Genomic DNA, 20677 nt, shown 5'->3' on the forward strand with positions numbered 1-20677 from the left:
GGCCGCGAGCGGTGCCACCCGACGCAGAGCGGACGCCGTCCGCAATCGCCAACGCGTGTTGGACGCGACGAAGACGCTCCTCGCCGAGGGAGGTGCCACTCCCACGGTCGACGCGATCTCGCGGAGAGCGGGGGTGGGGGCGGCTACTGTCGTTCGCACCTTCGGCAGCAAGGAGGCGCTCATCGACGCCGCCGTGGCCGAGTTGCTCGTACCGCTCGTCCAGCGAGGCCGTGACGCGCTGCTCGAGCCGGATGCCGAACAAGCTCTTCGCGGCTTCCTCGTCGAGGTGATCGCGTTTCAGTCCACGTACTGGATCATGGGCGAACGACTCGGGGAGATGGACTTGCCGGCGACGACCGCGCAACGGGCCGCCCTGAACGCCGCCGGGCTCGACCTGATCACCAGGGCCCGCGACGACGGTGCGATCCGTACCGATATCGAGGCCTCCGTCGTCACCGTGCTGATCGGTGAGGTGACCTACGCGGTCGCGAGGTCGCAGTCGGCATCGCCAGCCCTCTCCGAGAGCTATGTGTCGGTCATCATGGACGGGCTTCGCCCGCAGCCGGTCAGGCCCTGAGTCATCCTCCGGGCGGACAATCACGCCAAGAGTCTTGAATTCCTACTGGGATGGTAGGAAAATAGGCGGATGCCGGCTGGTCCGTTCCTCACCTCGCGTCGGGCCGTCGACCTGATGCGGGTCGCCTCCGAGCTCTGTCCGGGCCGCTGACCGCCGACGAGCGCCGGCGCCACCCGCACCCCTCATCCGGCCCCGGCCGCAACTCACCCGCCACCCCGTGGCCCAACCGACCCCGGCGGTCTGCGCGTGGTCGCCCAGGGCACCCGCTTCCTGTCCCGCCCCCCACCGAACCCGCCACCACGGGATCGGTTCACCCCCATGGAGGTACGCCATGACATCCGATCAATCACCATCCACCGGGCCGACGGCGGGCGAGTCCCGGCTCGCGTTCAACGAGGACTGGGTGGCGACCGTCCTCGGCCTGGCGCTGCTCGCCCTGGTCCTGATCGGCGCCATCCCCGCCGGGCTGGTGCCCTGATGACCACCGACGCGACCCGGGCGGGCGACGCGACCCGGGCGGGCGACGCGACCCGGGAGGGCGACGCGACGGGCGCCGTCGACGCCGTCGGGCCGGCCCCGGCCAGCGGCCCACCCACCACCGTGGACCCGGCCGGCCCCACCCACACGGCGCGCGACGGTCGGTTCTGGGCGTGGACGGCACTCGGCCTGGTGATCGTGCTCGGCCTCGCCGCGCTCACCCGCTACCTGGAGCAGAACGTTCCCGGGTGGGCCGAGGGCACCGCCGTCGGGGACATCGGGGCGGCGATCGAGTACCCGGTCTACGCCATCCTGCTGGGCCTGCTGGGCAACGTCGCCGTCACGCTGCTCGGGTGGCGGGACCGGATAGTGGCCGCGTTCCGGACCGAGTTCTTCATCAAGACCGGCCTCGTGCTGCTCGGGGCCTCGATCAACCTGGCCGTCATCGCCAGTGCCGCCGGCCCGGCGATCGCCCAGGCGATCCTGTTGATCAGCGGGGTCTTCTTCTTCACCTGGTGGCTGGCCGGCAAGTTCGGCCTCGAGGACAAGCTGCGCGCCTTGCTCGCGTCGGCGGTGTCGATCTGCGGGGTCAGCGCGGCGATCGCCGCGGCCGGCGCGGTCCGGGCGCGCCGGGAACAGTTGGCCTACACGGCGAGCCTGGTCATCATCTTCGCGCTGCCGTCGATCTTCATCCTGCCCTGGCTGGCCGACGTGTTCGGGCTGTCCGACGCGGTGGCCGGCGCCTGGATCGGCGGCAACATCGACACCACCGCCGCGGTCACCGCCGCCGGAGCGATCGCCGGTGAGGAGGCCCTCCAGATCGCCAGCATCGTCAAGGTCACCCAGAACGCGCTGATGGGTGTGGTCGCGGTCGCGCTCACCGCGTACTTCACCCTGCGGGTGGAGCGGCGGCCCGGCGCGGAACGGCCCGGCCTGCGCGAGCTGTGGACCCGGTTTCCGAAGTTCGTCCTGGGCTTCATCGCCGCCTCGGTCATCGCCACCTGGTATCTCGACGGGGCCGGCGCGGACGGCAAGGCCACCATCGCCATCGTCAACGACCTGCGCGTCTGGTTCCTGATCCTGGCCTTCGTCAGCATCGGCCTGGAGGTCCGGGTCGCGTCGCTGCGGGAGGCCGGGTGGCGGCCGGTGGCGGTGTTCGCCAGTGCCACCGTGTTCAACCTCGCGTTGGCGCTCGGCCTGGCGTCCCTGCTGTTCCGCAACTTCTCGGCCTGAACGGGGTGAGCGCCCCGCCCCCGGCCCGTTCGGGGGCGGGGCGCTCACTACTTCCGCTCCGCACGCGAATAATTTCATCGATCAGTCGAACTCTTGCGATACGGCAACCACTCCTGCCACGATGGCCGTCAATGCCTTCCGTCCCGAAGGAGTGGTCCCCATGGCGGTCTCCCGCCGCAGGTTCGTCACGTCGGTGCTGGGCGGTTCCGCCCTCGCCGCCGCCTCCACCACCGAGCTGCTCACCACCCTGGCCAGCCCCGCCTCCGCCGCCAGTCCCCCCGGGGACGTGGTCGGCAAGGTGACGGTCGGCTACCAGGGCTGGTTCAGTGCCCCTGGCGACTCCGCGCCGATCGGCGGCTGGTGGCACTGGAGCCGCGACCGGTTCCAGCCGCCCTCGCCCGCGAACACCACGATCGTGTCCTGGCCGGACATGCGCGAGTACACGCGCAGCTACCCCACCGCGTACCCCAACCTCGGCAGCGGATCGCCGGCGACCCTCTTCTCCTCCTACGACCAGCAGACGGTGGACACCCACTTCCGGTGGATGCAGGAGTACGGCTGCGACACCGCAGCCCTGCAACGCTTCAACCCGACGGGCGACGAGGGGCCGACCCGCGACGCGATGACGCTGAAGGTCCGCTCGGCGGCCGAGCGCCACAACCGCAAGTTCTACATCATGTACGACGTCACCGACTGGCTGACCATGCAGGCGGACATCAAGGCCGACTGGACGACGAAGATGTCCACGCACACCGCGTCCAGCGCGTACGCCCGGCAGAACGGCAAGCCGGTCGTCTGCATCTGGGGCTTCGGCTTCAGCGAATCGAGTCGCCCCTTCACCCCCGGCCCCTGCCTGGAGGTCATCAACTGGTTCAAGGCGCAGGGCTGTTACGTCATCGGTGGTGTGCCCACCTGGTGGCGGCTGGGCCGAGAGGACTCCCGCCCCGGTTTCCTCGACGTCTACCACGCGTTCAACGCGATCTCGCCCTGGATGGTCTACCGGACCGACACCCTGGAAGGGCTCGACTCGTACTACAACAACGTCAACATCGGTGACATGGCCGACTGTGCGGCCCGTGGCATCGACTACCTGCCCTGCGTGATGCCCGGTGACCTCGCCGGTGGCCACCGGCGACACGGCGACTTCTACTGGCGGCACATCTACAACATGGTCCGGCTCGGTTCCCAGGGCCTCTACGTGTCCATGTTCGACGAGTACAACGAGGGCAACCAGATCGCCAAGACCTCCGAGACCCAGGCCACCACCCCGGCCGGCGCGAACATCCGCGCCCTGGACGAGGACGGCGTGGCCTGCTCCTCCGACTACTACCTGCGGATCACCGCCGACGGCGGCCGGATGCTCAAGGGCCAACTCGCGCTCACCGCGGTCCGCCCCACCCCACCGACGACCGGCACCCCACCCCCGACCGGCGGGAACCTGGCCGCCGGCCGGTCCACCTCCGCGAGCAGCCAGGGCGGCGGCTTCCCGTCGGGCAACGCGGTGGACGCCAACGCCGGCAGCTACTGGGAGAGCGGCGGCGGCGCCTTCCCGCACTGGTGGCAGGTCGACCTCGGCGCCAGCCACCAGGTCAACAAACTCGTGGTACGACTGCCCGCCGGCTGGGGCTCGCGTACCCAGACCATCACCGTGCAGGGCAGCGTCGACGGCGGATCGTTCACCACCATCGCCGGGGCCTCCGCGTTCGCCTTCGACCCGGCCACCGGCAACACCGTCACCCGCACGCTGACGACCACCACGACCCGCTACGTCCGCCTCAGCATCAGCGGCAACACCGGCTGGCCGGCCGCCCAACTCGCCCAGGTCGAGGTGTACGCCTCAGGCGGCACCACCGACAACCCGCCGAGCACGCCGAGCGGCCTCACCGTGACCGGCAAGACGTCGAGCAGCGTGTCCCTGGCGTGGACGGCCTCCACCGACGACACCGGGGTGACCGGTTACCAGGTGCGTCAGGGTGGCAACGTGGTCGCCACCGTCACGGGCACCACGGCTACCGTGAGCGGGCTGAGCGCGTCCACCGCGTACACCTTCACGGTCACCGCGCGCGACGCGGCCGGCAACACCTCGGCGGCCTCGAACTCGGTCACGGTCACCACGGACGCTGCGGCCAACGCGGACCTCGCTCGGGGGCGGTCCACCTCGGAGAGCAGCCACGTCCAGAGCTACGCGTCGGGGAACGTGGTCGACGGCGACGCGAACAGCTACTGGGAGAGCGCGAACAACGCGTTCCCGCAGTGGGTGCAGGTCGACCTGGGTTCCGCGCGCGCGGTCGGGCGGGTGGTGTTGAAGCTGCCGCCGTCGTCAGCCTGGGGCAGCCGGACGCAGACCATCGCGGTGCAGGGCAGCACGGACGGGGGCAGCTTCGGGATGTTGTCGGGTTCGGCGGGGCGCACGTTCGACCCGGCCAGCGGGAACCAGGTGACGATCACGTTCAGTGCCGCGCAGACGCGTTACGTGCGAATCACCGTCACCGGCAACAGCGGGTGGCCGGCCGGGCAGTTGTCGGGCCTGGAGGTGTACGCGAGCTGAGCCGAGGTGGGCGGCCGCCGGACGCCGACCGGCGGCCGACACCCACCAGGCGAGTGGGCGCAGCGCCATTGCCTTCGGCCGCGACTGCCGCGACCCTCCTCGCTGAGCTGCGTGTACCGAGCACGCTGTATTGCTCGGTCCTGCTTCAATGATGCTCATGACGCTTGATCCGACGATTGTTGTTGGCATAATCGCAGCGGCCACGGCGTTGGTGGGCTATCTCCTCAACAGCGCTGCAACAAGGCGCGGGGAAAGAGCTCAGCGATACGCGGAAGCGCTAGAAATGGTCGAGCACTACAGGCAGTTGCCCTACACTTTCTTGCGATTGCATGACGGTACCCCCGAGACTCGGACCAAGCTCGCAGAGATGCTCGGTGAGACGCAGAAATCACTGTCTTTCTATCGCCGCTGGCTCACGCTAGAGTCCGCCGAGATTGGCGCCGCTTATGACAATCTGGTCGACAAGGTGCGCGAAAGGAACAGTGAATTCAGGAAGGATGCATTGTCCAGGCCGGCCCCGGCCGCTGATATCGACATCGAGGCCGGGTACTTGTACACCTTTGATGACAGGGCGGAGCGGCTGGCATGTATCCGCCTGATGCGGAAGCACCTGGGCCTCCTCAGGAACCTGCTGTAGCAGTCCCCGATCATTACGAACCTGCGGATGTGGGCGCAGACCGAGGAACGGGTAGGGCTAGCGGCGGGCCGAGGTGGATAGGGGCGGCCCAACCCAAGTGGAGCCTCATAGAATTTCCGTGTGGGTACCTACTCAGAGCTAGCTGCGGCAGTCTCGCAGCGTCACCTGCGGAGCTACCTACCCCGTCGGTGGCTGCACGTACAGGCCGTGGCGGCCAAGGCGGAGCAGCTTGCGTACCTGGTCGGAGACGATGCAGACCTGCTGGTCGCGGCTGCCTGGCTCCACGACATCGGATACTCCCTAGCTGTCGCCGATACGGGCTTGCACTCGCTGGACGGCGCGCGCTGGCTTCGGCGTCGAGGCTTCGATGCTCGAGTCGCTGCTCTGGTTGCCCATCACTCCTGCGCCGCGTACGAAGCAGACGAGCGCGGTCTGGGTCAGGCTTTGGCCAGCGAGTTTCCCCGTGAGGAGACGGCCACCTCGGACGCACTCTGGTACGCGGACATGACGACCGGTCCAGACGGTCAGGACTTGACCGTCGATGAGAGGTTGGAGGAGATCCGAGAGCGCTACGGCCCGGACGACGTGGTGACTCGGTTCTGGCACAAAGCGGAGCCGGCGCTTCAAGACGCGATACGCAGGACCAAACTACGCATGTCAGCTCAGCAGAGGTAGGGCTCGGGACTCCACTGAAATCCATGGTCGACCCGAAGCCGCATGGAGGGATGGATCGAAAGGTGGTCCAGATGGTCTTGCGCCACCCAACGCACTGACGATGACTCATCGCTGGTCGTCGGGTCGCCCGACAGGTAGCGGCCTCGGAAGCAGATCGAGAACTGCTGCCGGACCTCGCCGTCGCTGTACTGCACCACATGGTTCGGATTGCTGTAGACCCCTACCAGCCCGGCTACCTCGATCTCGACGCCTGTCTCCTCACGCGTCTCCCGTACGGCCGTCTCGGTGATGTACTCGCCGAAGTCCTGTGCGCCGCCGGGGAGTGCCCACAGATCGTTGTCGGAGCGTTGGATGAGGAGCACGCGCCCCTGGTCATCCTGGACGAAGACGGTCACAGCTACGACGATGCTGTTCGGCTTCGGGGCGCTTGGGTTGTTGAAGTGCTCGATCCGGGCCATGCCGTCAACCTTCCACTGGACGGATCAGTGCTCGGGCCAGACGGCCCGCTTCTTGCCGAGGACGCGGTTGAAGCTGGCGACGTAGCTGTCAAACAGATCCCCGCCGCCAAGGCGGCGCAGGTGCAGCACCGGCGCGTATGCAGCCGGGGTGCCGTACAGGTGAGTGTTGATCAGCATCTCGTCGTCGAAGCGGTAGATGGAGTTGTAGAGGATCGTGTCGTGGTAGTAGATCCCAACGTTGTCCAGGTCCCGAAGATCTTTGTAGAAGGCCAACGCGTTCAGGATCTTGTTGGACATGGCTGGGCCGATGCCCTCGGCATCTCCACGCTCGGCGATGTGCTCGCCCTCCGGGTCGCCGAACAGCAACTCCACCTGCGCCCCGGCCAACGCCTTCTCCCGAAGCGTCGGGATCCAGCGGTGGTTGAACTCCGGCAGGAACAGGCCTCCGTAGACCAGGACGCCGACCTGTCGGGTGGCGTGCTCCAGGAGTCGCTGCCAGAGGTCGGTGGGGACGGCACCGCGACGCGGGTAGATGTGGACTAGTTCCGACTGGCTGATCTGCACGGCCCGCTGCGTCGGAAGTGCGTCCGGCCAGAGGTACGCCTCACTCTCGTTGAGCAGCTCCGCGATGGAGTGGCGATAGCGCGGGTACGGGTTGCGGGTCTGCGTCACCCACCGCTCGACAGTCTTCGGGTCGACACCGAGCTTGTCGGCCAGCGTCGACGCCGTCAGGCCTTTCTTGAGCATCCCGTGGCGAAGACGGTCGTTCGGCATCACACCTCCTGCTCACCGGGGTCCGAGGACGACATTGGGACGACTCAACCTAGCAAGGACGTCCCCACTCGTCCGTAACTCGCGGTGAAGTTGTCACTACCAATTCGCAGAGCCTGGTTCTGCAGGACCTGTCGTCCAGACAGGACAATCGTGCGCCGGTTGACGGAGGTGGGAATGTAGGGCGACGAGGCGGCGAGCAAGAGCGAGCAGGCTGAGGCGGCCGAGCGGGAGGCCGCCAAGCAGCGCCTCCTCGCGCAGGCGGAGGCAGACCGCGTACCGGTGGAGGACACGACTCGCGCGGTCCCGGATCGGCGGTGGCGGCGTGACCAGCGATGACCTGCCGATCGGCCGCCGGGTCGCGCGCTGGCGGGTACGGCGCTCGATGACGCAGCAGCAGCTCGCGGATCGTATATGTCGGTCGAAGAGTTGGGTCGACAAGGTCGAGCGGGGTGTGCGCGCCCTGGACCGGTACTCGGTGATCCAGGAGTTGGCCGAGGTGCTGCGGGTCAACCCCGAGGTGCTGCTCAGCCAGCGGCCGCAGCGCACACCGATCGGCACTGTCGAGGGGGTGGACGACATCCGGGCCGCTCTTGCGCGCTACGACACCTCGCAGGCGTCAGAGCGGACGACGGAAGAGGCGAATAGGCAGGTCGGATACGCCTGGTTGACCTATCAGCACGCGGACTACGCCCAGTTGGTGCGGACGTTGCCGGGCCTGCTCGACGCCGTCCAGGGCTCGCGGTCGCCGGAGTTGCTGGTGCAGGCGTACCGGATCACCTCGTCGTTGCTGGTCAAGCTCGGTGCGGCCGACCTCGGCTGGCTGGCCGCCGATCGAGCAAGGGCCGCCGCCGGTGACGATCCGCTGTTGTCGGCGGCAGCGGTCGTGTCGATCGCCCAGGCGCTCCGGGCGCAAAACCGAGACCACCTGGCGTTGGCCGCGCTGCTCCCCGCCGCCAACCGCGCCCTTCCACCCTCAACCCACTCCGGTGATCAAGAGGTTAGCGGGACTTTTGTAGATCAAATTTCCCGCAAACCTCTTGATCACCGGGGTCAGACCGATCGCCGGGACCAGGCTGTGGGTGGGACGTTGCTGGTGCAGGCCGCCCTGGCCGCTGCCGGGTGTGGTGAGCACCGCCGTGCTGGCGAGCTGATCGACCGGGCCGCTGGCATCGCCGCAAACCTTCGGGGGTACGACGATCCGCACCGCACCAGCTTCGGGCCGGTTGCCGTCGAGTTGGCCCGGGTGCTGCTGGCGGCGCAACGAGACGATGCCGCCGAGGCAGTGCGTCGGCACTCGACAGTGGTGCGGCGGGAGGGGTGGCGGCGTTTGCCGGCCGAGTATCGGGACGCGTACCTGCTCGACGTCGCGCGGACGTACCTCAGGCTGGGTGACCTGCGCGGGGCCGCCCGCGCCCTCGTCGACGCGGACCACGTCGCGCCGGCCGAGGTCCGGTGCCGGCCGTTGGTGCGTACCGTGATCGCCGAGATTGCCCGCGCGCAGCCGACACCGGCCGGCGTCGCGCGACTGGCGGCGGTGGTCGGCCTTACCCGCTGACCGGCCGCACCGGAAAGCAGGGCGGTATGGCTACCACGGCCAGTGCTTGGCGAGGTTGGTCGGGTCGTCGCCCGGCGACACCACGAACGCGCAGGTGCCGCTGTCGTCGAACAACAGCAACGGCCCGGCCCGCGATGCCAGCGCCACCGACGCGCTCAGAACGGCGAGGCCCGATGGCTTGCGGAATCCGATGTCGGTCACAGCCTGGTTCAACGCCACCGGCTCGTCGCGGGTGGCACCATCGACGCCCAGCGTGACCTCTCCCAGGTCCAGGCCACCCGTTGACGCGCACCTGGCGGGGTTCGGGCAGCCGGGGAGGTCGACGACCGGTTCATGCCCCGTGACCTGGAACCACGGAGTGCCGTGACAGCCAGCCTCCCGAAACGCCGACAGGACCTGTTCCACTGTCGGCAGCTGACGGACTGGTGGTGGCTCCTCGGGCAGACCAAAGGAAGACTCGGCGCCGGCCGCCCACTCGAGTCCACCATTCTCGGCTGCCTGATGCAGGGGCGTCACCACCAAGAACCAACCCACAGCACGCATCGTGCCACCCCGACGTCCGGACAGGACGTGAGGCGGACCAGTTTGAGGCGGCTGCCTCGCTGGCGGGCACCCACGTAACCAGATGGACGGGCCGGTTGGGCAACGGGCAGCATCGCGTGGTGCACATCGCGACGGACGGGGAAGCCGTCGACATCATCACCGCTGCCGACCACTGGCAGTCCTCCTGGTATCCGCCGTCGAACCCTCCCGCGGGCACTCCACACGGATCGACCGGGGTCTGCGTGGTCGCTGGTCAGGTGATCCTGGTCAGCGATGACGGCAAGCACTGGCAGTTCCCGGGCGGACGCCCGGAGGCCGACGAGGACTGGTCCGGCACCCTGGCCCGTGAGGTGAGCGAGGAGGCGTGCGCGACGGTGCTCGGCTGTCGATTGCTGGGCTTCAGCCGTGGGGTGTGCAGGAGAGGGTCAGAGCAGGGTCTCGTGCTCGTGCGGGCGCTGTGGCGCGCCGAGGTCCGCCTGGATGCGTGGATGCCCGAGCACGAGATGGTCGAGCGCCGTCTCGTCCCTCCGGAAGGCGTGTGGGACGCGGTGACTATTCCGACCGGCTGGGAGCCTATTTTCCGCCGTATCCTGGTCGAGGCAGATATCCCAGTTGGCCAATCGCCGAGAGGCGGACCGATGCACCCCTGACTGCGCCCGAGTTGGCTGGCGACAGCATCTCCGTTGGTCCTGGTAGGGTTGGCGTGGGAACCAATGTTTAGGAGCTTTCGGCTCCGAAGGGATCGAGTCTTCGATCCTCCAGCGAGTCTCAGACTCGCCTCGCAGGATTTCCGCCAGGCGCACATTCGTGCCACGGCCCCTGCGAAGCCTCTTCGTAGTGGGCCTGCCTGGCCCTACGAGCCGAGGGGCTCCCCATGACCGCCGCCGTCAGCTACGCCGACGAGGCCGCGATCCGCGCTCACTACCAGCACATGCTCGACAGTTGGGGCGATTCATCCGCCTACGCCGAATGCTTCACCCCCGACGCCGACTACATCATCGCGAACGGGATGATCGAGCACGGCTGGCAGGAGATCGTCGACGGCCACGACATCATCTTCTCGGCGTGGGCACGCAACAGCCGTTTGGTCGGTCGGATCGAGAGCATCCGCTTCATCACCAGCGAGGTGGCGTTGCTGATCGCGCACGGGCACATCGAATACCTGGACAACCGTTCCAGCGACGGCAACAAGCGCACCGTGTACTCGCTGGTGGCCCAGCGATTCGAGGGCCGCTGGCTGTTTGCCGCGTACCAGAACACACCGCTGGCCGGTCACTGACCGCCCCGCCCCACTGCCCCGGTGATCATGGAGTTGGCGGGCCTTGTGTAGATCAAATCGTCCGTCAACCTCATGATCGACGGGGCGGGGCGGGGCGGGGCGGGGCTCGGCTGGGCGACGGTGGCGGTCTTAACCGTTGACCGAGGCGCGCTGGCGGAAGTCCTCCGCGGGGTCGATGGTGCGCACCGGGTCGGGCACCGGGCCGCGTCGCCGCCACTCGCGCGGGTAGCCCAGCGAGACCTCCTCGAACCGCACCCCGTCATAAAACGTGGTGCGGGGGATGTGCAGGTGCCCGTAGACCATCGTGGCCGCACCGAAGCGCAGGTGCCAGTCGCGGGTGCGGACGGTGCCGCACCACTGGGCGAACTCCGGGTACCACAGGATGTCGGTCGGCTCGCGCACCAGCGGGTAGTGGTTGACGAGCACGGTCGGCAGGGTCGGGTCGAGTGCGGCCAACCGGCGTTCGGTCTCGGTGATCCGGGCGTCGCACCACGCCTCCCGGCTCGGGTACGGGTCGGGGTGCAGCAGCGCCTCGTCCCTGCACACCACCCCGGCCCGGTACGCCAGACCCAGTGACTCCTGCTTGGTGCTCGCCCCGGGCACCCGGAACGTGTAGTCGTAGAGCACGAAGAGGGGGGCGATCGTGGCCGGGCCGCCCACGCCGTCCCAGACCGGGTACGGATCCTCCGGGGTGACAACGCCCAGCCCACGGCACATGCGGACCAGTGCCTCGTAGCGCGCCACGCCGCGCAGCTGCACCGGGTCTTTGGGTGGCGTCCACAACTCGTGGTTGCCCGGCGCCCAGACGACAGTCGCGAACCGGGTGCTCAGCAGCGCCAGTGCCCACTCGATGTCCTCGTACCGTTCGGCCACGTCGCCGGCGACGAGCAACCAGTCGCCGTCGTGGTCCGGGTGTAGCTCCTGGACGAACGAGCGGTTCTCCGGGTGGGCGATGTGCAGGTCGCTGACGGCCCGCAGCCGCGGAGATGGGCTCACCCCTTCGAGGCTAGGCGTCGCGGCCCGATCCGAACAGGCCCTGTCCGGCGTTCCTGGGCGAGTCCCGTCGCCGGCATATCCGCCGACTCGGCGGGAAAGCCGCGACGTCCGACAGCCCGAGACCGGAGCAGGAGACAAACATGCCTTTCATCACCGTGGGTACGGAAAACTCCGCGCCCATCGACCTGTACTACGAGGATCACGGTTCCGGTAAGCCGGTCGTGCTGATCGCGGGTTTCCCGTTCAACGGGGCAACCTTCGAGAAGGCGACAAACGCGCTACTGAACGCCGGATACCGGACGATCACCTACGATCGGCGCGGCTACGGCAACTCGGCCCAGCCGACCTTCGGCTACGACTACAACACGTTCGCGGCCGACCTGGACGTGTTGATGACCGAGTTGGACCTGAAGGACGCGACCCTGGTCGGTCACTCGATGGGCACCGGCGAGGTCGTCCGCTACCTGGCCAACTACGGCTCCCAGCGAGTGAGTCGCGGTGTGCTGCTCAGCCCGCTGCAACCGATGCTGGCCAAGGCGAAGGACAACCCGGAGGGTGTCGACACGAGCCTCTTCCAGGGATTCCAGCAGGCCATCATCAAGGACCGCTACGCCTACCTGACCCAGTTCTGCGACGCGTTCTTCAACTACAGCGAGAACAAGGGCAAGCTGGTCAGCGAGGACGCGTACCGGGGGCACTGGCAGATCGGCGCGATGGCCTCGGCCAGGGCCACCCACGACAGCGTGACCGCCTGGCAGGAGGACTTCCGTCAGGACCTGCCGAAGATCGACGTGCCGATCTTGATCATGCAGGGTGACAAGGACAACGTGCTGCCCTACCCGGTGACCGGTCAGCGGCTCGGGCCGATGATGCCGACCGCCAACCTGATCACGATGAAGGGCGCGCCGCACGGCATTCCGTGGACCCACGCCGACGAGGTCAACAAGGCGATCATGGACTTCATGAAGCAGCCGGCCAAGGCTCGCGCCTGACCCGTACCGGTAGCCGATCGGACGCCCGCGCCTTGCGGCGCCGCGGCACCCGGCCCACGGTTCGCACCGGGGCCGGGTGCCGCCGTCGGTCAGGGTCGGCGGGCCACCACCGCGCCGTTGGCACCGGGGGCGTCGAACGGCACGGTACGCACGTCGACGAAACCGGCGTCGGCGAGCCAGGCCATGTACTCCGCGCCCGAGTAGTTCCGGCCGCCCTCGGTCTCGACAAGCATGTTCATGCCCATCAGCGCCGCCTCCGGCGGACCGGTGCGCTCGTCGTTGAGCAGCAGCTCACACACGACGATCGCCCCACCGGGCGGCAGCGCCGCGTGGCAGCGGGCCAGCAGCGCCCGGTTGGTGGGCTCGTCCCAGTCGTGCAGGATCATGCTGAGCAGGATGACGTCGTGCCCGCCCGGCAGCGCCGGGTCGACGAGGAAGTCCCCGGCGACCGCGTCGATCCGCCCGGTCAGACCGGCCTCCGCGATCCGCTCCCGCGCCCGTACACAGACGTGCGGCAGGTCCAGCACCGTGGCCCGCAGGTCGGGCAGGCGGCGGCAGAACTCGATCGGGAACGCCCCCGCCCCGCCGCCCACGTCGAGCAACCGGCGATGCGCGGAGAAGTCGTACGCGTCGGCCAACGCGCTGGCGGTGAAGCTGGACGTGGAGAACATCGCGTCCCAGAACTGCGCCAGCATCGCCGGGTCCTCGGTGTCGAACATCGACTGCTGGGACTCCGGGTCCCAGGTCAACGGCCGATCCGTGCGCAGGGCCTCGCCGATGCGGTGCCAGGGCAGGTAGGTGCGCAGGTCCGAGTAGCGCACCTGCGCGCCGAAGTAGTACGGGCGGCCTTCGACCAGGAACTGCTCGGCCAACTCGGTGTTGCGGTAGCCGTCGCCGGCCTTCTCCAACAGGCCGAGCGAGGCGGTGGCGGCCAGGAACAGGTCCGCGGGCCGGTCGGGCAGCCCGAACTCGGCGGCGACCTCGTCGACAGTCATCGTCCGACCGCCGGCCAACCTGGTGAACAGGCCGAGTTCGACGCCGACCGCGAGGGTCTTGAACCCCCAGACACCGGCCACCAGGCGCATGAGGGGAGTGGGAGTGGTCACGGAAACATCAGATCATAGGTTGTCGAAGTCCACGACGGTCGATTTCACGCCCGGATGAGGGTCACCAGTCCGGCCGCGACCAGCACGCCGGCCCAGAGCCGATCCACGTTGAACCACGCCCGACGCAGCACCCCGACCCCGAGCACCTGGTAGACCAGCACCGCCACGACCAGGGCCGTGGCGAGCATGGCAACGGTGTGCACCCCCGCCGCCGCGAGCCCGGACAGCGCGCCCACCGGCGCGGCGGCCAGGTGCCCGGAATGACTCCCGGACACCGGCGCGGTCACCAGCAGCGGCAACAGCATCAGGCCCGCGCCGTGCGCCGACGACATGAGGAACGACCAGCCGGCGAGCTGGGCGGGGGACAACCGCATCCCCGCCCAGCGGAAGTGCCGTTCGGAGAGCAGCCGCCACAACCCGAACCCGACGAGCAGCAGACCACCGACCACCGCCACGGCGGTGCTCGCCGTCACCGACCGGGTCGCGCTGACCAGCGCCGCGACGATGGCCACCGAGGCGAGATGCCCCGCCGCGATCGGTGGCAGCGACCGCAGCAGGGCCGCCCGGCTGCGTTCCTGCAGGCCCCGGGCCACCGCGAAGAGCCAACCCATCGCCGGGTTCAGACCGTGGAACGCGCCGAGCGCGACGAGCGTCACCCAGGTGGCGACGGTCACGGGAAGCAGTACGAGTCGGAGGACGCGTCCCCGCCCTGCAACCGGGTCTGGTGCACCCGCAGCCCGCGGAACTCCTCCCCGTGCGGGAAGAACCGCTCGTCGGGGGTGAGCCCGCCGGCGTCGGTGTCGACGTCGAGCTTCGCCAACCAGGCACCCACCCCGTCGGGGTAGAACTGGTCGTCCCACGCGCCGTAGAGGGAGTTGCTGACGTAGACCCGGCGGCCGTCCCGGCTGACCTCGACCATCTGCGGCCCACCCGCGAGGGCCTCGTTGGGCGCGGACGGGTGTGCGGTGCGACGCACGATCCCACCGAGGTGCACCGAGCCGGTCTGTACGGGGTGCAGCGGGTCGCTGACGTCGTACTGGCGCAGCTCTCCGGTGCCCCAGCAGGAGACGTAGAGGAACCGGTCGTCGACCGACAGGTCGATGTCGGTCACCAGTGGCGGCACCGCGCCGAACGGCTTGAGCAGGTCGGGCAGATCCGCCGGGTCGGCTGGCTCGGCCGGGATGTCGATCACCTTGGTGACCGCCCAGGCGTCCCCGTCGGAGTGCCACAGCCAGACCGAGGCGGACAGGTCCTCGACACTGATCACCACGCCGACGAACCCGTACGACTTCGTCGGGTCGTGCGCCGGGCGCAGCTCCAACGGCATCTGGTATGCCTCGCCCAGGTCGACGCGCTGCACGTGTCGACGCTTCGCGAGATCCCAGAAGTGGATCGCGTGGCCGTAGCGCCGGCCCAGCAGCAACTCACCGATGATGCCGTCCTCGATCATCGACGGGGTGCCCCACTCGCTGGTGACCAGCACGTCCTGCGTGAGGTGCCACCACACGTCGTACGCCAGGAACTGTGGACCCCGGTCGGACTCCCACGCTCCGCGTACCTCGAACGTGGTGTGGTCGAGGATGGCGATGCCGCCCGGCCCCTCCGCGCCGTCCGCGCCGCCGAGGGCGGAGAGGTAGATGCCGTCCGGGCCACAGTGCACGGTGTGCGGGCGCGAGTAGCCGGCCTTCTTCGCCAACTCCTCCGCCTCGATCACCTTGACCACCTGCGGCTGCCGCGGGTCGGGCTGCGTGTCGAGCACGTGGATGCGCGACGACCGCAGGCCGGGCACGATCAGGTAGCGCCGCTCCACGTGCGGGTGCGGGGCGGTCGGGCAGAGCGCGCTGCTGCACGCGTTCCACCCGAAGTGGTGCAGTTCGTCGCCGAGGTGCGGCAGGTCCGTCCAGCCGACCACGGTGCCGTAGGCGGGGGAGTCGGGATCGGTGTCCAGCACCACGATGGCGTCCGGACGGCTGGCCGTCCGGTCGAAGGCCGCCACGTAGGCGAGCTTCTCCGCCGGCGCGGTCGCCGCCTCCGAAGGGGAGGGGTAGAAGGTGGGATCGGGGGTCCAGCGGGTCATCGGATCTCCGCTCGTCAGGTGGTGGGAACGCCGAGTCGGTCGAGCAGGTGCCGGCGCAGCACGCCGAAGGCCGGATCGTCCGGCGTACGGGTGGGGGCCAGTTCGACGGGCAGGCCCGCGGCGATGCGGCCCTCGTCGAGGAGCAGGATCCGGTCGGCGAGCAACAGGGCTTCCTCCACGTCGTGGGTGACCAGCAGGGCGGCGAAGCCGTGCTCGGCGCGCAGCCGACGCAGCAGGACCTGCATCCGCAGTCGGGTCAGCGCGTCCAGGGCGCCGAACGGCTCGTCGAGTAGCAGCAGGTCCGGTTCGCGGACCAGGGCCCGCGCGACGGCCACCCGTTGCGCCTGCCCACCGGACAGCTCGGCCGGCCAGGCGCGATCCCGTTCGGCGAGCCCGACCTCGGCCAGCGCGCGCTGGATCCGACCGGTGGTGTCCGCGCCGGACAGCCCGAGCCCGACGTTGGGCGCCACCCGTTTCCAGGGCAGCAACCGGTGCTCCTGGAAGACCACGGCGGCGGTGCCGTGCACGACGATGTCGCCGGTGGCCTCGCCGTCGAGCCCGGCGAGAATCCGCAGGAGGGTGCTCTTGCCGGAGCCACTGCCCCCCAGTAGGGCCACCACCTCGCCCCGCGCGATGGTCAGGTCGACTCCGGCCAACACGACAGTCGGCCCGAACGCCCGGTGCACCGCGTGCGCGGTCAACACCGGCGTCGTACCGGTCAGGTGGCCCGCAGTCCGCGACGCCATGTCAACATCCTCCTCTCCAGGACCCGCAACGCAAGGTCGGATATCAGCCCGAGCAGGGCGTAGACGAGCAGGCCGAGCACCACCACGTCGGTCTGGCTGAACTCCCTCGCCTCCATCATCAGAAAGCCGATTCCCGTCTGGGCGTTGACCTGTTCACCGACGACCAGGCTGAGCCAGGCCGCCCCGATCGCCAGGCGCAGGCCGAGGAAGAGCGACGGCAGCGCCCCGGGCAGCACCACGTGCCGCAGCCGGGCGGCCTGCCCCAACCCACAGGTACGGGCGGCCTCCACCAGCCGTTCGTCGATGTCGCGGATGCCGGCGTAGGTGTTGAAGTAGATGGGGAAGAACGCCCCCAGGGCCACCAGGCTGATCTTGAGTGACTCACCGATGCCGACCCAGATGATCAGCAGCGGGACCAGGCCCAGGTGCGGCAGCATCCGGGCCATCTGCACAGGTGGGTCGACCAGGTCGTCGCCGAGGCGCAGCAGCCCCGCCACCGTGCCCAGGACCAGCGCCAGGACGCCGCCGATCAGCAGCCCCGCCCCGGCGCGGGTGAGCGAGTCCAGCAGGTGCACGAGAAGCGTCCCGTCCCGGGTCAGCCGCCAGCCGGTGGCCAGGACGTCACTGGGCGCGGGCAGCTTCTCCGGTGCCAGCAACCCGGTCCGGGCGGCCAACTCCCAGCCCAGGACCAGGACCACCGGGCTGATCAGCCGCCGGTAGCGCCGAGTCGATCTCGGGCGCCGAGGCGTGACGGGCGCGGCGGTCACGACCTCGGCGGGAGGCTCGGCGAGCGTCGTCCGGCTCACTGGAAGACCGCGCTGAACCGGTCGTCGACCCGGGATCGCAGGTCGACCGGCCCCGGAATGAGCTCCAGGGCGATGAAGCTGTCGGTGATCGCCTGGAGCTCGTCGCCGATGGCCGGGGTCACCGGGGCGAGGGGCCGGGCGCTGCGGGCCAGGGCGCGGGTGGTGACGTCCTGCGGGATCTTCAGCTCCGGCGCGAGGGTGCTGGCCCGCTCGTCGGGGTGGGCGATGCCCCAGTCGGTCACCTCGCGGTAGCGCTGGAGGAACGCCCGGACGTCGTCCGACCGCTTCGAGACCGCGTCCGGGGCGGCCAGGACGTACTCGCGGTTGCTGGCCAGACCTGTCGCGTCCGCGAGCACCTGGACCCCCGGTTGCTCGGCCAGCGCGAAGTACGGGTCCCAGATCACCCAGGCGTCGACCTGGCCGCCGTCGAAGGCGGGTCGCCCCTCCGCCGGCTTGAGGTACTTGACCTGGATGTCCTTCAAGGTCATGTTGTTCGCCTTGAGGAGCTGGACCAGCAGCCAGTGCACGTTTGACCCCTTGTTCAGGGCCACCGTCCTGCCCTTCAGGTCAGCGAAGGTGCGGTAGCCGCGGTCGGCCTTGACGAGCACGGCCTCGCCCTGCGGGATCGGCGCCGAGGTCCCGATGACGGAGAACGGGATCTTCCCGGCGGCGGCGAAGACCGGTGGCGCCTCGCCGACCTGTCCGATGTCGATGGACCCGGCCTTGAGGGCCTCGGTGAGCGCCGGACCACTCTCGAACAGCGACCACTCCACGTCCGGCGCGGCGCCGCGCGCCTTGACCAGGCTGAGGCCACCGAAGCGCTGGTACCCGATCCGGAGCTTGCCCCCGCCTTCCCCGGCGTCGGCGGAGCCGCCGCAGGCGCTCAGGGCGGCCGTGGCGAGCAGGGCCACGGTCGTCAGCGCGGCGGTGACCAGGCGACGGTGGTGCGGGGGACGGCGGACCGAGGGGGTACGCATGGCGGCTCCTTGGGGTGGGCAGGTGTGCCGGGCCGCGTCGACCGGCGTGAGTGCGTGGGCGGTAGCCTACTAACCCGATAGGTTTTATGGGTAGGCTGTCGGCGCGATCGTCCCACCCCTCAGGAGGTGCCCGCCGCAGCGCGTGCGCCGTCCGTCCCCGTTGGAGGAAAGAGCCGCCATGACCCTCACCTTCCACTGGTTCCTGCCCACCAACGGCGACAGCCGGGACATCGTCGGTGGTGGACACGGCGTACCGACCGGCGCCGCCGGAGGATCCCGACCGGCCAGCGTGGCGTACCTGGGACAGATCGCCCGCACCGCCGAACAACTCGGTTTCGTCGGCGCGCTCACCCCGACGGGCGCCTGGTGTGAGGATGCCTGGCTGAGCACGGCGATGCTGACCGAGGTGACCGAGCGGCTCAAGTTCCTGGTCGCCTTCCGACCCGGCCTGACCTCACCCACGCTCGCCGCCCAGATGGCCTCGACCTTCCAACGGCTGTCCCGGGGCCGGCTGCTGCTCAACGTGGTCACCGGCGGCGAGTCGCAGGAACAGCGGGCCTACGGTGACTTCCTGAACAAGGACGCCCGGTACGCACGGGCCGACGAGTTCCTGCACGTGGTGCGCGCGCTGTGGCGCGGCGAGACGGTCGACCACGCCGGCACCCACGTACGCGTCGAGCAGGCGCGGCTGCACCGCCTGCCCGACCCGGTCCCGCCGGTCTACTTCGGTGGCTCGTCCGCAGCCGCGCTGCCGGTGGCGGTGCGGCACAGCGACGTCTACCTGACCTGGGGTGAACCCCCGGCGCTGGTCGCCGACAAACTGGCGCGGGTCCGGGCGCTGGCCGCCGACGCCGGGCGCGAGGTGCGCTTCGGCATCCGGCTGCACGTCATCGCCCGGGACACCGCCGAGCAGGCCTGGGCGCAGGCCCACCGGCTGCTCGACGGCATCGCCGAGGCTGACATCCGGGCTGTGCAGGACGGGCTGCGCCGCAGCGAGTCCGAGGGGCAGCGCCGGATGCTCGACCTGCACGGCGGCTCCCGCGACGGCCTGGAGGTCGCGCCCAACCTGTGGGCCGGGGTCGGGCTGGTCCGTGGCGGGGCCGGCACCGCGCTCGTGGGCAGCCACACCGAGATCGCCGACCGGATCGCCGAATACCACGCCCTCGGCATCGACGAGTTCATCCTCTCCGGCTATCCGCACCTGGAGGAGGCGTACTGGTTCGGTGAGGGCGTCCTGCCGATCCTGCGCGACCGCGGCCTGTGGCGACACCCCGACGGCCAGCCGGGGCCGGCGGACCACGTCGACGTTCCCTTCGCCGGGTCGGCGACGCCGCAGCCCGCCGGGGTCCGCTGACCGCCCGACCCGCGCCACAGCCGCTCACAGTGGCTGTTCGCCAACCCCGCACTGTCCCGTCGATCATGGAGTTGTGGTGGGTGACAAAGTGCCCGTATCACACCAAACCAGGCATCATAATTCCATGATCGACGGGGGCGGGCCGCCGCTCCTCCGCGATCTTGCGCTTTCTATCGCGACATATGAGGGCGTTCTCCTCATACCGGCGACCGAAACTGCAAGATCGGCGCTGGCTTACAGGTCCACCGCGTAGACCCGGACCTGGCGGCCGGTGTCCGGCTGCACGGTCTCGCGCTCCAGCGACATGCCCAGCTTGACCATCACCCGCGCGGACGCCTCGTTGCCGACGACGTGGATGCTGACCAGCCGCCGCAGGTCGAGCTCGGCACGAGTATGGGTGACAACGGCCTGGGCCGCCTCGGTGGCCAGGCCCCGACCCCAGTACGCGCGGCCGAGCCGCCAGCCGATCTCCACGGCCGGCATGATCTCGGGCAGGAAGGTCGGCACCGCCAGTCCGGTGAAACCGGCCAGCTCGCCGGTCTCTCTGATCTCCACCGCGTACAGGCCGAAGCCGTGCTCGTCCCAGTGCCGCTGATAGGTGGCTAGACGCTCCGCGGTCGCGGCCCGGTCCAGGGTGCGGCCGTCATGGATGTAGCGCATCACCTCGGGCTGCGCGTTGACGGCGGCGAACCCGTCCAGATCATCGCTTCGTAAGCGGCGCAACAGCAGCCGCGGGGTCAGGAGGGACGTGGCACCGGGGGAGCTTGTCAGGTCAGGCACGTCCCCTTCGTAGCATTTCCCCTGGACTGTTGCCTTGGTCGGTGGCGATCCTCTACGGTCTGCTCAGCGGTGGGCGGTGCGGTCCGC

Annotated in this window: 23 protein-coding genes; 12 read left to right on the forward strand and 11 right to left on the reverse strand. The window is 69.5% G+C overall.

Features of this window, described 5'->3' with window-relative positions; all coding sequences use genetic code 11:
- Positions 1–58: 58 nt before the first annotated feature.
- The 7 genes from AB0C01_RS32010 (at position 59) to AB0C01_RS32040 (ending at position 6147) form a co-directional block, all read left to right on the forward strand.
- Positions 59–577, forward strand: coding sequence for a helix-turn-helix domain-containing protein (locus AB0C01_RS32010; protein ID WP_357572903.1), 519 nt, complete (start codon positions 59–61; stop codon positions 575–577).
- Between the two features lie 69 nt (positions 578–646).
- The gene (locus tag AB0C01_RS32015) at positions 647–727 is read left to right on the forward strand and encodes a putative leader peptide (protein WP_357253448.1); all 81 of its coding nucleotides are present in this window, start codon (positions 647–649) and stop codon (positions 725–727) included.
- A 181-nt stretch (positions 728–908) separates the two neighbouring features.
- Positions 909–1055: a hypothetical protein gene (locus AB0C01_RS32020; RefSeq protein WP_357572904.1), complete on the forward strand. Its 147-nt coding sequence runs from the start codon at positions 909–911 to the stop codon at positions 1053–1055.
- Positions 1055–2287, forward strand: a complete 1233-nt coding sequence (locus AB0C01_RS32025; protein WP_357572905.1) for a putative sulfate exporter family transporter — start codon at positions 1055–1057, stop codon at positions 2285–2287. The genes AB0C01_RS32020 and AB0C01_RS32025 overlap by 1 nt, the downstream gene beginning before the upstream one ends.
- 160 nt (positions 2288–2447) lie before the next feature.
- Positions 2448–4835, forward strand: a complete 2388-nt coding sequence (locus tag AB0C01_RS32030; RefSeq protein WP_357572906.1) for a discoidin domain-containing protein — start codon at positions 2448–2450, stop codon at positions 4833–4835.
- A gap of 157 nt (positions 4836–4992) precedes the next feature.
- Positions 4993–5472 (forward strand): hypothetical protein, encoded by a 480-nt coding sequence (locus tag AB0C01_RS32035; RefSeq protein WP_357253325.1) that lies wholly within the window; start codon positions 4993–4995, stop codon positions 5470–5472.
- A 120-nt stretch (positions 5473–5592) separates the two neighbouring features.
- Positions 5593–6147, forward strand: a complete 555-nt coding sequence (locus tag AB0C01_RS32040) for an HDIG domain-containing metalloprotein (protein ID WP_357572907.1) — start codon at positions 5593–5595, stop codon at positions 6145–6147.
- Here the strand turns inward: AB0C01_RS32040 and AB0C01_RS32045 are convergent.
- Positions 6135–6605: an NUDIX domain-containing protein gene (locus AB0C01_RS32045; protein ID WP_357572908.1), complete on the reverse strand. Its 471-nt coding sequence runs from the start codon at positions 6603–6605 to the stop codon at positions 6135–6137. The genes AB0C01_RS32040 and AB0C01_RS32045 overlap by 13 nt on opposite strands.
- Before the next feature lie 24 nt (positions 6606–6629).
- Positions 6630–7379, reverse strand: coding sequence for a helix-turn-helix transcriptional regulator (locus AB0C01_RS32050; RefSeq protein ID WP_357572909.1), 750 nt, complete (start codon positions 7377–7379; stop codon positions 6630–6632).
- 322 nt (positions 7380–7701) lie between these two features.
- On the opposite strand from AB0C01_RS32050, the gene AB0C01_RS32055 reads away from it, so the two are divergent.
- Positions 7702–8934, forward strand: coding sequence for a helix-turn-helix transcriptional regulator (locus AB0C01_RS32055; RefSeq protein WP_357572910.1), 1233 nt, complete (start codon positions 7702–7704; stop codon positions 8932–8934).
- A gap of 30 nt (positions 8935–8964) precedes the next feature.
- Here the strand turns inward: AB0C01_RS32055 and AB0C01_RS32060 are convergent, their stop codons facing one another.
- Positions 8965–9339 carry a hypothetical protein gene (locus AB0C01_RS32060; RefSeq protein ID WP_357572911.1) on the reverse strand — a complete coding sequence of 125 codons (375 nt, stop codon included), beginning with the start codon at positions 9337–9339 and terminating at the stop codon, positions 8965–8967.
- Positions 9340–9596: 257 nt separating this feature from the next.
- Here AB0C01_RS32060 and AB0C01_RS32065 point away from each other — a divergent pair, with 257 nt between their 5' ends.
- Both AB0C01_RS32065 and AB0C01_RS32070 read left to right on the forward strand, forming a co-directional pair.
- Complete coding sequence (locus tag AB0C01_RS32065) at positions 9597–10127, forward strand: NUDIX domain-containing protein (RefSeq protein ID WP_357572912.1); 531 nt, start codon at positions 9597–9599, stop codon at positions 10125–10127.
- Between the two features lie 224 nt (positions 10128–10351).
- Positions 10352–10756, forward strand: a complete 405-nt coding sequence (locus AB0C01_RS32070; RefSeq protein WP_357253312.1) for an SgcJ/EcaC family oxidoreductase — start codon at positions 10352–10354, stop codon at positions 10754–10756.
- A gap of 129 nt (positions 10757–10885) precedes the next feature.
- Here the strand turns inward: AB0C01_RS32070 and AB0C01_RS32075 are convergent, their stop codons facing one another.
- Positions 10886–11752 carry a metallophosphoesterase gene (locus AB0C01_RS32075; RefSeq protein WP_357253311.1) on the reverse strand — a complete coding sequence of 289 codons (867 nt, stop codon included), beginning with the start codon at positions 11750–11752 and terminating at the stop codon, positions 10886–10888.
- A gap of 140 nt (positions 11753–11892) precedes the next feature.
- Here AB0C01_RS32075 and AB0C01_RS32080 point away from each other — a divergent pair, with 140 nt between their 5' ends.
- Entirely contained in the window at positions 11893–12744 is an 852-nt protein-coding gene (locus tag AB0C01_RS32080) for an alpha/beta hydrolase (protein WP_357253309.1), read from the forward strand.
- 89 nt (positions 12745–12833) lie between these two features.
- On the opposite strand, the gene AB0C01_RS32085 is transcribed toward AB0C01_RS32080, so the two are convergent.
- Genes AB0C01_RS32085 through AB0C01_RS32110 form a run of 6 tightly spaced genes read right to left on the reverse strand, consistent with a single transcriptional unit; the run spans position 12834 to position 18456 of the window.
- Positions 12834–13850: a methyltransferase gene (locus AB0C01_RS32085; RefSeq protein WP_357253307.1), complete on the reverse strand. Its 1017-nt coding sequence runs from the start codon at positions 13848–13850 to the stop codon at positions 12834–12836.
- Between the two features lie 44 nt (positions 13851–13894).
- On the reverse strand, positions 13895–14524 hold the full coding sequence (locus tag AB0C01_RS32090) for a hypothetical protein (protein WP_357253305.1): 630 nt from the start codon (positions 14522–14524) through the stop codon (positions 13895–13897).
- Positions 14521–15927 carry a selenium-binding family protein gene (locus tag AB0C01_RS32095; protein ID WP_357253303.1) on the reverse strand — a complete coding sequence of 469 codons (1407 nt, stop codon included), beginning with the start codon at positions 15925–15927 and terminating at the stop codon, positions 14521–14523. Before AB0C01_RS32095 ends, AB0C01_RS32090 begins: the two co-directional genes overlap by 4 nt.
- A 14-nt stretch (positions 15928–15941) precedes the next feature.
- The gene (locus AB0C01_RS32100) at positions 15942–16673 is read right to left on the reverse strand and encodes an ABC transporter ATP-binding protein (protein ID WP_357572913.1); all 732 of its coding nucleotides are present in this window, start codon (positions 16671–16673) and stop codon (positions 15942–15944) included.
- Positions 16646–17479 carry an ABC transporter permease subunit gene (locus AB0C01_RS32105; protein WP_357372412.1) on the reverse strand — a complete coding sequence of 278 codons (834 nt, stop codon included), beginning with the start codon at positions 17477–17479 and terminating at the stop codon, positions 16646–16648. The genes AB0C01_RS32100 and AB0C01_RS32105 overlap by 28 nt, the downstream gene beginning before the upstream one ends.
- Positions 17476–18456: an aliphatic sulfonate ABC transporter substrate-binding protein gene (locus AB0C01_RS32110; RefSeq protein ID WP_357253297.1), complete on the reverse strand. Its 981-nt coding sequence runs from the start codon at positions 18454–18456 to the stop codon at positions 17476–17478. The genes AB0C01_RS32105 and AB0C01_RS32110 overlap by 4 nt, the downstream gene beginning before the upstream one ends.
- Positions 18457–18634: 178 nt before the next feature.
- Here AB0C01_RS32110 and AB0C01_RS32115 point away from each other — a divergent pair, with 178 nt between their 5' ends.
- Positions 18635–19810: an LLM class flavin-dependent oxidoreductase gene (locus tag AB0C01_RS32115; protein ID WP_357572914.1), complete on the forward strand. Its 1176-nt coding sequence runs from the start codon at positions 18635–18637 to the stop codon at positions 19808–19810.
- Positions 19811–20044: 234 nt separating this feature from the next.
- Here the strand turns inward: AB0C01_RS32115 and AB0C01_RS32120 are convergent, their stop codons facing one another.
- Complete coding sequence (locus AB0C01_RS32120; RefSeq protein ID WP_357572915.1) at positions 20045–20590, reverse strand: GNAT family N-acetyltransferase; 546 nt, start codon at positions 20588–20590, stop codon at positions 20045–20047.
- Positions 20591–20677: the final 87 nt, after the last annotated feature.

The sequence above is a fragment of the Micromonospora sp. NPDC048905 genome, from assembly GCF_040649655.1.
Taxonomy (GTDB): domain Bacteria; phylum Actinomycetota; class Actinomycetes; order Mycobacteriales; family Micromonosporaceae; genus Micromonospora.

Bases quoted from the DNA above. Each gene is read 5' to 3' on its own strand.
- AB0C01_RS32050 (WP_357572909.1), bottom strand. From the start codon at position 7,379: ATGCCGAACGACCGTCTTCGCCACGGGATGCTCAAGAAAGGCCTGACG.
- AB0C01_RS32045 (WP_357572908.1), bottom strand. From the start codon at position 6,605: ATGGCCCGGATCGAGCACTTCAACAACCCAAGCGCCCCGAAGCCGAAC.
- AB0C01_RS32095 (WP_357253303.1), bottom strand. From the start codon at position 15,927: ATGACCCGCTGGACCCCCGATCCCACCTTCTACCCCTCCCCTTCGGAG.
- AB0C01_RS32030 (WP_357572906.1), top strand. From the start codon at position 2,448: ATGGCGGTCTCCCGCCGCAGGTTCGTCACGTCGGTGCTGGGCGGTTCC.
- AB0C01_RS32100 (WP_357572913.1), bottom strand. From the start codon at position 16,673: ATGGCGTCGCGGACTGCGGGCCACCTGACCGGTACGACGCCGGTGTTG.
- AB0C01_RS32015 (WP_357253448.1), top strand. From the start codon at position 647: ATGCCGGCTGGTCCGTTCCTCACCTCGCGTCGGGCCGTCGACCTGATG.
- AB0C01_RS32070 (WP_357253312.1), top strand. From the start codon at position 10,352: ATGACCGCCGCCGTCAGCTACGCCGACGAGGCCGCGATCCGCGCTCAC.
- AB0C01_RS32080 (WP_357253309.1), top strand. From the start codon at position 11,893: ATGCCTTTCATCACCGTGGGTACGGAAAACTCCGCGCCCATCGACCTG.
- AB0C01_RS32020 (WP_357572904.1), top strand. From the start codon at position 909: ATGACATCCGATCAATCACCATCCACCGGGCCGACGGCGGGCGAGTCC.
- AB0C01_RS32035 (WP_357253325.1), top strand. From the start codon at position 4,993: ATGACGCTTGATCCGACGATTGTTGTTGGCATAATCGCAGCGGCCACG.
- AB0C01_RS32025 (WP_357572905.1), top strand. From the start codon at position 1,055: ATGACCACCGACGCGACCCGGGCGGGCGACGCGACCCGGGCGGGCGAC.
- AB0C01_RS32115 (WP_357572914.1), top strand. From the start codon at position 18,635: ATGACCCTCACCTTCCACTGGTTCCTGCCCACCAACGGCGACAGCCGG.
- AB0C01_RS32110 (WP_357253297.1), bottom strand. From the start codon at position 18,456: ATGCGTACCCCCTCGGTCCGCCGTCCCCCGCACCACCGTCGCCTGGTC.